This is a genomic window from Rhodanobacter sp. IGA1.0 (genome assembly GCF_040208325.1).
GTDB lineage: Bacteria > Pseudomonadota > Gammaproteobacteria > Xanthomonadales > Rhodanobacteraceae > Rhodanobacter > Rhodanobacter spathiphylli.
In genome coordinates, this window is the sequence record NZ_CP157948.1 from 1948091 (window position 1) to 1962457 (window position 14367).

12 protein-coding genes are annotated in these 14367 nt (G+C 68.7%); 6 read left to right on the forward strand and 6 right to left on the reverse strand.

Translation table 11 applies throughout. The annotated features are described in order from the left end of the window. Position 1: 1 nt before the first annotated feature. Positions 2 to 1672, reverse strand: a complete 1671-nt coding sequence (asnB, locus tag ABNK63_RS08750) for an asparagine synthase B (protein WP_350015410.1) — start codon at positions 1670 to 1672, stop codon at positions 2 to 4. A gap of 166 nt (positions 1673 to 1838) precedes the next feature. Then, positions 1839 to 1961, reverse strand: coding sequence for a hypothetical protein (locus ABNK63_RS08755; RefSeq protein ID WP_350015411.1), 123 nt, complete (start codon positions 1959 to 1961; stop codon positions 1839 to 1841). Positions 1962 to 2068: 107 nt separating this feature from the next. Between ABNK63_RS08755 and ABNK63_RS08760 the strand changes: the two genes are divergently transcribed. From ABNK63_RS08760 to ABNK63_RS08770, 3 genes are read left to right on the forward strand one after another with little or no spacing between them, the layout of a single operon-like run. Next, positions 2069 to 3154: a 1-acyl-sn-glycerol-3-phosphate acyltransferase gene (locus ABNK63_RS08760; RefSeq protein WP_350015412.1), complete on the forward strand. Its 1086-nt coding sequence runs from the start codon at positions 2069 to 2071 to the stop codon at positions 3152 to 3154. A 2-nt stretch (positions 3155 to 3156) separates the two neighbouring features. Next, positions 3157 to 4167, forward strand: coding sequence for a phosphatase PAP2 family protein (locus tag ABNK63_RS08765; RefSeq protein WP_350017201.1), 1011 nt, complete (start codon positions 3157 to 3159; stop codon positions 4165 to 4167). Then, a complete protein-coding gene (locus ABNK63_RS08770) occupies positions 4164 to 6668 on the forward strand; it encodes a PEP/pyruvate-binding domain-containing protein (protein WP_350015413.1) in 2505 nt (834 codons plus the stop codon). The genes ABNK63_RS08765 and ABNK63_RS08770 overlap by 4 nt, the downstream gene beginning before the upstream one ends. Here the strand turns inward: ABNK63_RS08770 and ABNK63_RS08775 are convergent. The 4 genes from ABNK63_RS08775 to ABNK63_RS08790 form a co-directional block, all read right to left on the reverse strand. Further along, positions 6655 to 7020 (reverse strand): STAS/SEC14 domain-containing protein, encoded by a 366-nt coding sequence (locus ABNK63_RS08775; protein WP_007808923.1) that lies wholly within the window; start codon positions 7018 to 7020, stop codon positions 6655 to 6657. The two genes, ABNK63_RS08770 and ABNK63_RS08775, sit on opposite strands and share 14 nt — an antisense overlap. A gap of 69 nt (positions 7021 to 7089) precedes the next feature. Continuing rightward, positions 7090 to 8838 carry a single-stranded-DNA-specific exonuclease RecJ gene (gene recJ / locus ABNK63_RS08780; protein ID WP_350015414.1) on the reverse strand — a complete coding sequence of 583 codons (1749 nt, stop codon included), beginning with the start codon at positions 8836 to 8838 and terminating at the stop codon, positions 7090 to 7092. Then, a complete protein-coding gene (locus ABNK63_RS08785; protein ID WP_350015415.1) occupies positions 8799 to 9719 on the reverse strand; it encodes a phosphoglycerate mutase in 921 nt (306 codons plus the stop codon). Before ABNK63_RS08785 ends, recJ begins: the two co-directional genes overlap by 40 nt. Positions 9720 to 9722: 3 nt before the next feature. Next, entirely contained in the window at positions 9723 to 11657 is a 1935-nt protein-coding gene (locus tag ABNK63_RS08790) for an ATP-binding cassette domain-containing protein (RefSeq protein ID WP_007808929.1), read from the reverse strand. 194 nt (positions 11658 to 11851) lie between these two features. Between ABNK63_RS08790 and ABNK63_RS08795 the strand changes: the two genes are divergently transcribed. The 3 genes from ABNK63_RS08795 to ABNK63_RS08805 all read left to right on the forward strand — a co-directional run bounded on the left by ABNK63_RS08795 (position 11852) and on the right by ABNK63_RS08805 (position 14323). Beyond that, positions 11852 to 12211, forward strand: coding sequence for a hypothetical protein (locus ABNK63_RS08795; RefSeq protein ID WP_007808930.1), 360 nt, complete (start codon positions 11852 to 11854; stop codon positions 12209 to 12211). A gap of 127 nt (positions 12212 to 12338) precedes the next feature. Beyond that, positions 12339 to 13373: an agmatine deiminase family protein gene (locus ABNK63_RS08800; protein ID WP_007808932.1), complete on the forward strand. Its 1035-nt coding sequence runs from the start codon at positions 12339 to 12341 to the stop codon at positions 13371 to 13373. 59 nt (positions 13374 to 13432) lie between these two features. Continuing rightward, the gene (locus ABNK63_RS08805; protein ID WP_007808934.1) at positions 13433 to 14323 is read left to right on the forward strand and encodes a carbon-nitrogen hydrolase; all 891 of its coding nucleotides are present in this window, start codon (positions 13433 to 13435) and stop codon (positions 14321 to 14323) included. Positions 14324 to 14367 lie beyond the last annotated feature (44 nt).

Genomic DNA, 14367 nt, shown 5'->3' on the forward strand with positions numbered 1-14367 from the left:
TTCAGCTCGCCAGCGCCTGCTGATGCACTCCCCTGACCGCCCGGCCCGACGGATCGGCTGTGCTGGCGAAGGCCGGGTCCCAGGCCAGCGCCGCGGGTGACGAACAGGCGATCGACTTGCCGCCGGGCACGGTCGCCGCGCAAGCTTCGCCGGGAAAATGCTGCTCGAAGATGCGGCGGTAGAAGTACGCCTCCTTGGTCGCCGGCGTGTTGAACGGATAGCGCGCCGCGGCGGCTGCGAATTCGCGGTCGCTGACCGCCTGCTCGGCGTGCGCCTTCAGCCCGTCGATCCAGCCGTAACCCACGCCGTCGCTGAACTGTTCCTTCTGCCGCCACAGGATTGAATCCGGCAGCGCGCCATCGAATGCTTCGCGCAGCACCGCCTTTTCGATCCGCCCCTGCCCGGCCATCTTGTGCGCGGCATCGAGCCCCATCGCCACGTCGATGAACTCCAGATCGAGGAACGGCACGCGTGCCTCCACGCCCCAGGCCATCATCGCCTTGTTCGCGCGCAGGCAGTCATAGCTGTGCAACGCATCGAGCTTGCGCACGGTTTCCTCGTGGAACGCTTCGGCCGAGGGCGCCTTATGGAAGTACAGGTAACCGCCGAAGATCTCGTCCGAGCCTTCACCCGACAACACCATCTTCACCCCCATCGCCTTGATCCGCCGCGCCAGCAGGTACATCGGCGTGGCGGCGCGGATGGTGGTGACGTCGTAGGTTTCGATGTGGCGGATCACTTCCGGCAGGGCATCCAGGCCCTCCCAGAACGTGTAGACGAAGCCGTGATGGACGGTGCCCAGCGCGTCGGCGGCGACCTGCGCCGCGGCCAGGTCGGGCGATCCGTCCAGCCCGATCGCGAACGAATGCAGGCGCGGCCACCAGGCTTCGCTGCGGTCGTCGTCCTCGACGCGTTCGCGGGCGAACCGGGCGGCGCAGGCGGCCACCAGCGAGGAATCCAGCCCGCCGGAAAGCAGCACGCCGTACGGCACGTCGGTCATCAGCTGGCGATGCACGGCCTGCTCGAACGCCTTGCGCAAGACCGGTGCCGCCACGTCATGGCCGCGCGTGGCGGCGTAGTCGCGCCATGGCCTGGCGTAGTAGCTGCGCAGTTCGCCGCTGGCGCTGTCGTAGACATGACCCGGCGGGAACGGCGCCACGTCGGCGCACACGCCGACCAGTGCCTTCATCTCCGAGGCCACGCACAGGCGGCCCTGCGCATCGTGGCCCCAATACAGCGGACAGACGCCGATCGGGTCGCGCGCGATCAGGTAACGCTGCGCCGTGCCGTCCCACAGGGCGAACGCGAAGATGCCGTTGAGCCTGCCCACGAAGTCGCCGCCCTGCTCGCGGTACAGCGTGTTGATCACCTCGCAGTCCGAGCCGGTAGTGAAGTCGTAACCGCTGGCCGCACGCAGTTCGCGGTGGTTGTAGATCTCGCCATTCACCGCCAGAGCCAGCGCGCCGTCGCGCGAACGCAACGGCTGCGCGCCCGAGGCCGGGTCGACGATGGCCAACCGCTCGTGCACCAGGATCACCCCGGCGTCGACGAACACCCCGCTCCAGTCCGGCCCGCGATGGCGCTGCCGCTGCGACAGCTCCAGCGCCTGCCGGCGCAACGAAGCGAGGTCGTCGCCCGGCTGCAGGTCGAACATTCCGAAAATCGAGCACATGGTGGAAGTTTCCTCGTTGCTGTCTGTGGATACCGCTCTTCTGAAAAGTCGGCCATGGATGGCCGGGTTTGCTCTGCGCGGAAGGAGCCGCACGAAAATCAAGCGCACAAAACGAAAGAGGCCCGCACTGGGCGGGCCTCTTTCGCGTATTCGATGAAACTTGCAGCTACGCGCGGGCCCGCCAATGGTTGGCGTTATTGTTCGCGCGATTATTGGTGTTGCCGGCCAGCACGAAGCCGCACGCGGAAAGCGCGGTGGAGTTCAGGCTGCTGATGGCGAAGGAAGGCATGGCTCAACTTGAACAGATCATCCGGCGCTTGGCAAGTGCTGGCACAACAGTGTCGTCAGCCGCCGCTTGCCGCTACATTGCCGCCAATGAGCCCTGACGCAACACGGATGTCTGCCCGCTCCCGCACCGACCCGGCACCGATGCCCGCGGGAGGGCGGCCACTGCGCCGGTGGATTCCGCTGCTGGCCTGGTTGCTGCGCGGCTTCTATTTCGGCCGCATCCGCATCGTCGGTGCCCATCGGCATCCCGTGCCGCGACGCGGCGGTCGCCTGATCGTCAGCAGCCACCGCAACGGAGCGATCGACGGCTACACCGTGCTGCGGGTGTTTCCCGGTGCGCAGGGGCTGGTCTCCATCCAGCTGCTCCGGCACCCGCTGCTGCGCTGGATGTTCGACGGCATCGCGGTGGTACGCGACAAGGATCGCGAGCGTTACGGCACCCGGCGTGCCGCGTTCGCCCATCCCGTCGACGCCGGCTGCGCCCAGTTGCGTGCGGGCGGCGACCTGGTGATCTTTCCCGAAGGCAGCAGCGATTGGGGCTGGCAACCATTGCCCTACCAGCGCGGCGCGGCGCGCATCGCACGTACCCTGCTGGACGAGGGCGTGTCGCTGGAGGTGGTTCCGCTGGGACTGCACTACCAGGCGCCGGACCGCTTCCGTTCGCGCGTCGAGGCGCTGGTCGGCATGCCGGTGGCCTTGCCTGCACGCGACACCTGCGAGTCCGATCGCGATTGGGAGCGGCGCATCCATCAGGCGATCGCCACTGCGCTCGACGCGGTTTCGGTGAACTGTCCGGATGCGGAGACCTTTGCGGCCGCGGAAGCGCAGGCGACGGTGCAGGCCGCGACAGGCGAGTCCTATGCGCTGGCGTTCATCGATGCCCAGCAGCACCCGCAGCTGCCGCCGCCACAACCAAGCACTCGCTCCTGGCCGTGGGACTGGCTGGCGGTGGCGGCCTTCATGCTGCTGGCGGCGCCGGTGCTGCTGGCCGGCCGGTTCGCCGGTGGCAAGGCGGATGCGCGCAATACGGTGAGCTTCTTCCGCATCGTGGGTGGGCTACTGGTGGCGATCGTCTGGCTGCCCTGTCTGCTGTTGATGACAGGGTCCTGGCCATGGCCGCTGCTGGTGCTGTGGCCATTGGCTGCACTCGGCTGGTGGCGCTGGCCGCGGGTGATGCATCGGGGAAAGCCGTGAACATGCCACGCAACGCGCGCTGGATCGGCCATGCCTTCGCCGCCGAGCTGTTGCTGATCCTGGTGCTCGGCAGCGTCGGCGCCTGGCGGCTGGATGACGGCGACCTGCACGCCGCCAGCGTGCTTGGCGGCATCGCCTGGCTGCTGTTGCTGGCCGCAACGCTGGCCGCGCCCGGCAGTGGCTGGGCGAACTGGAAAGGCACGCTGCAGTTCGTCGCCTGCTGGCTGATCTTTCCGCTGTTCAAGGCGATCCGCGAGGTGTTCATCCAGCACACCGCCGACGCGGCGCTGCTCGCCCTGGATCGTGATCTGTGGGGTGGCCGCAGCCTGCCGGAACACCTGCTGGGCTGGGAACGGCCATGGCTGTCGGAGCTGCTCAGCAGCGGCTACTTCCTGTTCTATTTCGTGGTGTTGCTGCCGGCGATCATGTTCAGCGTGCGGCGCCGCAGCCCCGAGGCGAAGACGTTCTTCCTCGGCCTGACCCTGATGTATCTGGTCGGCTTTGCCGGCTACCTGCTGGTGCCGGCCGGCGGACCGTACATGGCGTTTCCCGAAGTGTTTCCCTATCCGGTGCGCGGCGGCGCGATGACCGCCCTGCTGGCCGGCGTGGTCAAGGCCGGCATCACCGGCATGGACGTATTTCCCAGCCTGCATAGCGGCATCGGCGTGTACGTGCTGGGTTTCTTCGCGCTGAGAGGTTGGGGTTTTTTCAACCTCGAAGCCCGGCCAGGGATGGCCGGGCGCGGATCGGGCACGCAAGCGCCTGATCCGCGTGAGCGAGCCCGGGCCTGTACCGGGCTCGCGATAGAGGAAAACCACGGGAAGTGGTTTTTCTCCCAGACGCTTAGTGGCTATCGGCGCATCGCGCTCCTGCTGGCGCCGATCATCCTGGCGCTGGTGGTGGCCACGCTGTACCTGCGCTATCACTACGGCATAGACGTGCTGTGCGGGATCGCGCTCGCCGCCGCGGTGCTCGCCTTCATCCAGCGTTACCGCAAGGAAACCCGCGCATGACCCAGCTCTTCGCGTTCACCGATCCGCAGGCCGCCGAGCATGCCGTCAGCGGCGGCAAGGGCGCCAACCTGGCGCGCGCCGCGCAACACCTGCCGGTGCCGCCCGGCATCGTGGTCGGCAGCGAGGTCTATCGCGAGTTCGTGGCGCCGTTGCACGAGGCGATCCGCCACGTGCTGGACGATGCCGCGCTCGACCACGCCGCGCGCAGCGAGCGCATCCAGGCCCTGCTGCTGGCGCAGTCGCTGCCATCGTCGCTGCGCGGCGAGCTGGCCGCGAAACTCGAAGCACTCGATCTGGCCGATGCGCCGGTGGCGGTGCGTTCCTCCGGCACGCTGGAAGACCTGCCCGGCGCCGCGTTCGCCGGCCAGCACGACACCTTGCTGGGCATCCGCGGCGTCGATGTCGTGCTCGACGCGATCCGCCGCTGCTACGCCTCGCTGTGGAATGCCCACGTGCTGCCGTATCGCGAACGGATGGGGCTAAACCACCTGGATGCGGCGATGGCCGTGGTGGTGCAGAAGATGGTGCAGGTGGGTGAAGACGAGGCCGCCGGCGTGGCGTTCTCGATCGACCCGGTGCGCGGGGCGCTGGACCAGGTGCTGATCAACGCCGCGTTCGGCCTCGGCGAAACCGTGGTCGGCGGCGAGGAACCGGTCGACGAATACAGACTCAAGCGCAGCGACATGAGCGAGGTCGAGGCGGTGATCGCCGAGAAGCCGCAGGCGCTGGTCACCGATGCCGCGGGCGGTACCCGCCACACGCCGTTGTCGGCCGAACAGGCGCACGCCCCTGCCCTCGCCGAGGCACAACGCCGCGCCGTGGCGCAGCTGGCGCTGGCCGCCGAGCAGCACTTCGGCTTCCCGCAGGACATCGAATGGGCGTGGCAGGACGGCACGCTGTACCTGCTGCAATCGCGCGCGGTGACGCGCATCCCGCCGCGCTGGACCCGCGACGAATCGGCCGAGCGCTTTCCCAACCCGGTCACCCCGCTGACCTGGGACCTGTGCGAAGCCGGCTTCCATGCCTCGCTCAACCACAGTTTCAGGCTGATGGGCCTGCCGCCGTTCGGCGACAAGTGGTTCGCGATGCGCGACTACTACATCTACGGCAACCAGAACGCGGTCGAGCTCTACAGCGGCCGCACGCCGGCGAAGATGCTCAAGGACGTGGAGAGCATCCGCGCCGCGCTGCCGCAGATCGCGGCGCAGTACGCCTGGGTGCAGGAGCTGCCGGTGCGCTGGATGCGCGACCTGGACACCTACCTGCTCGGCATCGGCGCCCTGATGCGCGAGTCGCTGGACGGTCGTCCGCTGAATGAGTTGTGGGACTACGTGCTGCGCATCAATGCGCTGGGCGCCAGCTACTTCCTGCCCAACATCGCGATCTCGCTGACCCAGCGCACGCTGTACGTGGCCCTGCAGCAGATGCTGCGACTGGCGCTGCCGGCCGACCAGGCGCAGCAGGTGTTCGACCAGTTGCTGGCGGTCACCGACACCAAGACCGGCCAGGTCAACGCCGAACTGTGGTCGCTGTCGCGACTGGTGCGGATGGACGCCGCCCTGCACGCGCGGCTGCGCGGCGAACCCAGCATCGAACTGCTGGAAGCACTGCCGCAGCACCCTGCCTTCCACGCCGAGTTCCAGCGCTTCCTGGCCCGCCACGGCCATCGCGAACTGGATTTCGATGCCTACCACCCGACCTGGGTCGAGGCGCCGCAGATCGTGCTGGACCAGCTGAAGATGCTGGTCAACCGGCCCGACGAGGACCGCGCCGCCGCCGAGCTGGCGCAGAAAGCCGCCCAGGCGGCGATGGAGCACAACGTGCTCAGCCATGCGCCGGAAGAACTGCGCTACCTGGTGCACGAGGTGATCCGGCTGGCCCGCACGTATACCGCACTGGACGACCTGGAGCATTACCAGACCACCCGCCTGCACCTGCCGTTCCGCCGCGGCCTGAAAGCGATCGGCGCACAGCTGGTGGAACGCGGCGTGCTGGCCGATCCGATGGACGTCTATTTCGTGCCGCTGGCCGTGCTCGACGGCGCGCTGCACAGCGGCGAGCTGGCCCCGATCACGGAAGCCGCCGCCCGCCACAAGACCGGTTACCTGGCGGCCTGCGCACGCATGCCGGACTGGATCTTCGGCGAGGCGGAACCGGTCGAGGTCGACGGCAGCCACGTGCTCAAGGGCCTGGGCGGCAGCCCCGGCATCGTCGAGGGCCGGGTATTCGTGGTGCGCAGCCCGGAGGATTTCCCGCACTTCCCCAAGGACGCGATCCTGGTGGCGCGCACCACCAACCCGGCGTGGACGCCGCTGTTCTACCAGGCCAGCGGGGTGATCACCGAAAGCGGCGGCCCGCTGTCGCACGGCGCGGTGACCGCCCGTGAGCTGGGCCTGCCGGCGGTGATGAGCGTGCGCCACGTGATGCGCCTGCTGGGCAATGGCCAGCGCGTGCGCATCGACGGCCGCCACGGCACCGTCGAGCTGCTCAGTCCGCCGTGATCCAGCGCGTGGCTTCCTCGATCTCGGCACCGTGGAACAGACGGAACTGGGCCGGGATCGCGAAGCTGAAAGCCGTGGCGGTACCGCGCAGCCACGCCACATCGGTGACCAGCGCCACGCGATCCCAGCCGCTGAAATGACGTGCGCCCAGCTTCGCGTCGTTCCACATCGCGCCAGGATCGAAGCCGGTGAAGTCGTCGGCGGTGACGTACAGCAGGCGCAGCTTGCGGTTCAGCGCAAACGCCGCCTCGACATCCGGCACGATGATGTTCTCGTAGTCTTCCGCGGTGACCTGGGCGTGGGCGCGAAAGCCCAGCGTGCCGGCGGGCAATCCTTCAATCTGTGCGATCACGGGGCATTCTCCATGCAGGGCGTCGTGTCCAGCATGACCTGAACCACGTGAAAAACATGCAAGAAAATTTCAGACCGCTTCGATATGCCGCAGCAGCAGGCGCGGGCTTTCGCGCCCCTGCCAGTCGTTGATGACCAGCTCGTAGGCGGCGCGCAGACGCGTGGGCGGTGGCTGGCCGTGGTAGGCGTTGAACATCACCGCGTCGTGCACGGCGCCATCGCGCGGGTCGCGCAACTGCAGGCGCAGATGGCATTCGCCCATCACCTTCCAGCCGGCGCAATCGAACAGGTTGTCGAACAGCGGCTCGGGGAATGCCTGGCCCCACGGTCCCGCCCGGCGCAACTGCCGCGCCAGCTCCAGCGTGGCGGCGCCGGGCGGCAGCTCGCCGTCGGTGTGCAGCACCGCCTGCAGGCGTTCGGGTTCGATCAGTTCGCGCGCGACGGCGTCGAAGGCGGCGGCGAAGCGCGGATAGTCCGCCGCCTTCAGGCTGAGCCCGGCGGCCATCGCATGGCCACCGAAGCGCTCGATCAGGCCGGGCTGGCGCGCATCGATGATGGCCAGCGCGTCGCGGACATGGAAGCCGGGGATTGAGCGCGCGGAGCCCCGCAAGTGCTCGACGTCGTCCTCGCTGGCCGGGGCGAAGGCGATCACCGGGCGGTGCAGCCGCTCCTTCAGCTTCGAGGCGACCAGCCCCACCACGCCCGCGTGCCAGGACGGCTCGAACAGGGCCACGCCGATCGCGTCGATGTCGGAAAGACCCGCCACCATCTGCTCCGCCTCGGCCACCATCGACGCCTGCAGGTCGCGGCGTTCGCGATTGATCGCATCGAGTTGCGCGGCGCAGTGGCGCGCGCGCACTACGTCATCGGTGAGCAGGCATTCCACGCCCAGCCGCATGTCTTCCAGCCGCCCCGCGGCGTTCAGGCGCGGCCCCACGGCGAAGCCCAGATCGCTGGCGCACAGCGTCGCCAGGCTGCGCTTGCCGACCTCGACCAGGGCGCCGATGCCGGCGCAGGCGCGACCGCTGCGCATCCGCTGCAGGCCGGCTTCGACCAGCACGCGGTTGTTGAAATCCAGCGGCACCAGATCGGCCACCGTGCCCAGCGCGACCAGGTCGAGCAGGCTGGACAGATCCGGCTCGGCACTCGTGAAGGCGCCCTGCTCCCGCAGCACCGCGCGCAGGCTCAGCAGCAGGTAGAACACCACGCCGACGCCGGCCAGCATCTTGCTGGGGAACGGGTCGCCGGCAAGATTCGGATTGACCATCGCATCGCAGTCCGGCAACTGCTCGCCGGGCAGGTGATGGTCGGTGACGATGACGCGGATGCCGCGCGCCTTCGCCGCGGCCACGCCGGCCACGCTGGCGACGCCGTTGTCGACGGTGACGATCAGCTGCGGCGTCGGCTGCAGCGAGGCCACGAAGGCGGCGCTCAAGCCATAGCCATGGGTGAAGCGATTCGGAATCGCGTAGTCGACCCGCTGCGCGCCGAGCAGGCGCAAACCGCGCACGGCCACGGCGGTGCCGGTGGCGCCGTCGCAGTCGTAGTCGCCAGCGACCAGGATCGACCAGTCGTCGCGGATCGCCTCGGCCAGCAAGGCCACCGCCTGATCCATCCCGCCCAGCAACTGTGGCGCCAGCATGCGCGCCAGCCGGTGCTCGACCTGGGCCGGCTGCAGCACGCCGCGCGCGGCGTAGACCTGCTGCAACACCGGATGCACCGACTCCGGCCAGCCGGCGGGAACGCCGCGACTTTCGCGGCGACGCAGCTGCAGGACGCTCAACGTCCGCCCCGGCGCCACACGCGCAGGCGATGCCATGGCTTGCGTTGCCAGCGCTCGCCGCTGGCGAACTGCAACAGCACCGGCTGCCGGGCCAGCAAGGGCTGCACGGCCGGCCACCAGCGTGTGGCGATCTCGTGGGCCGGCAGGTCCTGCAGGTCGACCAGCCAGCCCTCGCGGGCGGTGGCGATGGCGTCGACGCTGCGTGCCTGCTGCGCGATGCCGGCGTGCGCGGCCAGCGCGCGCAGCAACACGTCGTCGCTGACCACACCGGCAAGCTCACTGCCAATCCCGACCGGCAGGCGGCCACCGCCCCACAGCCACAGGCTGTTCACCGGCGACAGCCCGCGCGCCTGCCGTTGCGCATTCAGCGGATGCTGGTGCAACTGCACCTGGATGTCGTTGAGCAGGATGCGCCAGCGACGCCCTGCCGGCCCTTGCGGCAGATGCTGGGCGAGGTCTTCGCCCAGCGCCTGGGCGGGCGCGGCGAACTCGGGCAACGCCATGTCCGCGGGCAGGCGCAGATGCCAGTGGTCCGGCGAGGAAACTTCCAGTTGCATGCCGGCCTCGTCGAACAACGGCCGCAGGCTTTCAGCCAGCGTCCGGGCTGCGTCGATATCCAGCTGCAGGCGACCGCAGGCCAGCAGGCGCACGCCGTTCATGTCCGGCTGTACCCAGGCCGGATCGGCCGACAGCCACAGGTCGTCGCCCGCATCGCCGGCCAGGAACTGCCGGGTGATCGCCGCGGCGGGAAGGTTCGCGCCGATGCTCGTGAAGTGGTCGGCCAGCCCGCCCAGATAACCATCGCCGCCGGCGGCAAGACGGTCGGCCCGGGCCAGCCATTCGCGCAGCGGGTGGCCCGGTGCGAAGTGCGCCAGCGCGGGCAGCCACCATTGCAGCGAAGGGATGGCGGTCGACATCGGCTACGCCTCCAATTGTTCCATCAGCGTCAGCCACTCGCCTTCCAGCGCTTCCTTCTCGCTGCGCAACTCGGCCTGGCGCTGGCCCAGTCGCATCATCTCCCGGGTCGGGCCGTTGTAGGTGGCCGGATCGGCGAGCTGCGCCTCCAGTGCGGCCAGCTCGGTATCGATGGCGGAGGTGCGCGTCTCGATCTTCTTCACCCGCTGGCGCGCGGCCTTTTCGTCGTCGCGCTGGGCAGCGGCCTGGCGACGGCGTTCCTCCGGCGAAACCTCGACCACCTCGACCACCACCGGCTTGGCCGCGCCGGCCTTCGCCGCCTTCTTGCTGGCCGAGCCACGATTCTTCAGCCAGCGGGCGTAGTCGTCGAGGTCGCCATCGAACGGTTCCACCACGCTGTCGGCCACGCGCCAGAAGCTGTCGCAGACCAGGCCCAGCAGGTGGCGGTCGTGCGAGACCAGCACCAGCGCGCCGTCGAAATCGGCCAGCGCGTCCGCCAGCGCCTCGCGCATGTCCAGGTCGAGATGGTTGGTCGGTTCGTCCAGCAGCAGCAGGTTCGGCTTGTCCCAGGCGATCAGCGCCAGCGCCAGCCGCGCCCGTTCGCCACCGGAGAAACCGTCGACGGATTCGAAGGCGCGATCGCCGGCAAAATTCCAGTTGCCGAGGAAGTCGCGCATCACCTGCGTCGCCACGCCCGGCGCCTTGTCCATCAGGTGATCGAGCGCGCTGGCGCCTTCGCGCAGGCTTTCCACCGTGTGCTGGGCGAAGTAGCCGATGTTGAGGTCCTTGTGCACCTTGCGCTCGCCGCCGAACGGTTCCAGCTCGCCCACCAGGGTTTTCACCAGGGTGGATTTGCCGGCGCCGTTGGGACCGAGCAGGCCGATCCGCTCACCCGCTTCGATAGAAAAACGCACGTCGGCAAGCACGATATTGGCCACTTCATCGTTGCCTTCGCGGCTGGACGGATCGGCTGCGTAGCCCGCGCTGACATCTTCCAGTTGCAGCATCGAGTCCGGCAGGCGGCCGGGCACCGGGAAGCTGAAGCTGAAGGGTCGCTCGGCGCGCACCGCCTCGGTGCCGGCCAGCTTCTCCAGCCGCTTCATCCGCGACTGCGCCTGCTTGGCCTTGCTGGCCTTGGCCTTGAAGCGGTCGACGAAGGACTGCAGGTGCGCCCGCTCGGCCTGCTCGCGTTCGTGCGAGATCTGCTGCTGGCGCAACTGCTCGGCGCGCAGGCGCTCGAACGCGCTGTAGTTGCCGGTGTACAGCTTGGCCTTGCCGTCATTGAGGTGCAGCGTGTGGGTGATCACGCCGTCGAGGAACTCGCGGTCATGCGAGATGATCAGCAAGGTGCCCTGGTAGCGGCGCAGCCATTCCTCCAGCCACAGCACGGCGTCGAGGTCGAGATGGTTGGTCGGCTCGTCCAGCAGCAACAGGTCGGACGGGCACATCAGCGCCCGCGCCAGGTTCAGACGCCCACGCCAGCCACCGGAGAATTCCTGCACTGCGCGCTCGTGGGTTTCCGGTGGAAAGCCCAGCCCGTGCAGCAGTCGTCCGGCGCGAGCGCGGCCGTCGTAGCCGTTCAGCTCCTCGATGCGGTGGTGCGCCTTGGCCATCGCGTCCATGTCGCCACGTTCGCCGGCCTCCGCCTCGGCATTGATCGCCGCGGCCAGTTCCTCGTCGCCGCCCAGCACGTAGTCGATCGCCGCATCCGGCAGCGCCGGGGTTTCCTGTGCCACCGAGGCCAGCCGCAGCTTGCCCGACATCTCCAGCTCGCCGGCGTCGCCTTCCAGCTTGCCCTGCAGGGCCGCGAACAGGCTGGACTTGCCGCAACCGTTGCGGCCGATCACGCCCAGGCGCCAGCCGCTCTGGATCACCAGGTCGATGTCGGAAAGCAGCAGGCGGCTGCCGCGGCGCAAGGCGAAATGTCGAAAGGAAATCATGAAAAACCCGGGCTGAAACGGACGGGTCGTCGCCCGCAGCCGCCCATGATAGCGGCGATCAGGCTATTCTCGACCACTCGCCGGGCCTGGCCGAATGCCGAACCCATCGCAATCGCCCGTGTCCGGCATGGCGTAGCATGGGCGCTTCTGCTACAACGACGCCGCATACAGCCTTGCAGGGAGAGGGGGAGCCAATGATCAAGTTCACCAGTATTTTGCCGATCGTCGTCTTGGCGGCGGGCGCCGCCTTCGCCGCACCGCAGACGGCGGCTGCCGCGCAGCACAAGCATGGCGACAGCCTGCTGGTTCATCGCGTGCAGCAGGAAAAGGGCATGAACCTGCCCCGTCGCGGCCTCAGCATGAGCCAGGTCGAGAAGACCTGGGGCGCACCGCAGCGCAAGCTGTCCCCGCGCGGCGGCGACACCGCCAAGCACCCGCAGATCAATCGCTGGGAATACGCGAATTTCATCGTGTACTTCGAACACAGCCACGTGATCCATTCGGTGCTGAACACGCCGGCGGGCAACAACACCAATCCCTCCGCGGTCAACTGATCCGGTTTCACGAAGGCGCGGCCCGCAGCGATGCGGGCCGCGTTTTTGTGTGCGCGTGCCCGCCGCGTCGTACACTTCGCGGTCGCGCGCCAGACCGGCGCAACCAGCCTGCAAAGAGATCGCCCGCATGACCGACCACAGCCTGCGCCTGCCCGCGGAATGGGAACCACAATCCGCCGTCCTGATCGCCTGGCCGCACGCGGACACCGACTGGGCCGAACGACTGGCCTCGGTGGAAACCACCTACGTGGCGCTGGCTGCCGCGGTGACGCGCTTCCAGTCGCTGATCATCGTGGTCGCCGATGAGGTCTTGCGCGTCCACGTGGAAGGCCTGCTCGCCGGCGCCGGCGTGGACCTGTCGAAGTTGCGCTGCATCACCCTGCCCTACGACGACACCTGGCTGCGCGACTCCGGCCCGATCACGCTGAAGGGCGGTGCCCGGGGCTTCCAGCTCACCGATTTCCGCTTCACCGGCTGGGGCGGCAAGTTCGGCGCCGAACAGGACGATGCCCTGGTCGCCGGCCTGGTCGAGGCGGGCGTGTTCGGCCACGCCGCGCACAAGCGCATCGACTGGGCGCTGGAAGGCGGCGGCATCGAGAGCGACGGCAGCGGCAGCATCCTCACCACTTGGCGCTGCCTGGTGCAGCGCCACCCGGAACAGTCGCGCGAGGAAATGAGCGCCATCCTCCGCGACGGCCTGCACGCCGATCGCGTGCTGTGGCTGGACTACGGCTACCTCGAAGGCGACGACACCGACGCCCACATCGACACCCTGGCCCGCTTCGCGCCGGACGACCGCATCGTGTTCCAGGCCTGCGACGACGCCGGCGATCCGCACCACGAGGAGCTGCAGCGCATGGCCGGCGAATTGGCCGCGCTGCGCACCGTCGATGGCCGTCCATATCGACTGCACCCGCTGCCGTGGCCGCGGCCGATCATCGATGAGGGACGCCGCCTCGCCGCGTCCTATGCGAACTACCTGATCGTCAACGGCGCCGTGCTGGTGCCGGCCTACGACGACCCGGCCGACGCCGAGGCCGCCCGCATCATCGGCGCGGCGCATCCGGGCCGCGAGATCGTGCAGGTGCCGTGCCGGCCGCTGATCTGGCAGAACGGCAGCCTGCACTGCATCACCATGCAGTTGCCGGCCGGCCTGGCCTGAGCCGCATCGGCTAAACTGCAGGGTCTGTTTCGCCTGGCGCCACGCCGAGGATAGCCCCGATGACCCGCAAGACCCTGAAGGTCGCCCTGCTGCAGGAAACCGACCGCGGCAGCCGCGACGCCAATCTCGATGCGATCGAAGCCGGCCTGCGCGAAGCCGCGGCCGCCGGCGCCGAACTGGTGCTGCTGCAGGAACTGCACAACGGGCCGTACTTCTGCCAGCACGAGTCGGTCGAGGTGTTCGACCAGGCCGAGACGATTCCCGGCCCCGGCACCGAGCGCATCGGCAAGCTGGCCGCAGAACTGCAACTGGTGGTGGTCGCCTCGCTGTTCGAGAAACGGGCGACCGGGCTGTACCACAACACCGCCGTCGTCTTCGATCGCTCGGCGGCGATCGCCGGCAAGTATCGCAAGATGCACATCCCCGACGACCCCGCCTTTTACGAGAAGTTCTACTTCACTCCGGGCGACCTCGGCTTCGAGCCGATCGACACCTCGGTCGGCCGGCTCGGCGTGCTGGTGTGCTGGGACCAGTGGTATCCGGAAGCGGCGCGCCTGATGGCGCTGGCCGGTGCCGAACTGCTGCTCTACCCCACCGCGATCGGCTGGGACCCGAACGACGAACAGGCCGAGAAGGATCGCCAGCGCGACGCCTGGATCACCGTGCAGCGCGGTCACGCGGTGGCCAACGGCTTGCCCCTGCTGTCATGCAACCGCACCGGCTACGAAGCGGACCCGACGGCAAACGGCGCGGGCATCCGGTTCTGGGGATCGAGCTTTGTCGCCGGTCCGCAGGGCGAATACCTGGCGCAGGCCGGCACGGAAGGTCGTGAACTGCTGCTGGCCGAGGTGGATCTGGCGCGCAGCGAACACGTGCGGCGGATCTGGCCGTTCCTGCGCGATCGCCGCATCGATGCCTACGCCGACCTGCTCAGGCGCTACCGCGACTGAAACCGGGCGGACACACTGCCTGCTTGTTCCGCATGGCGTTCGTC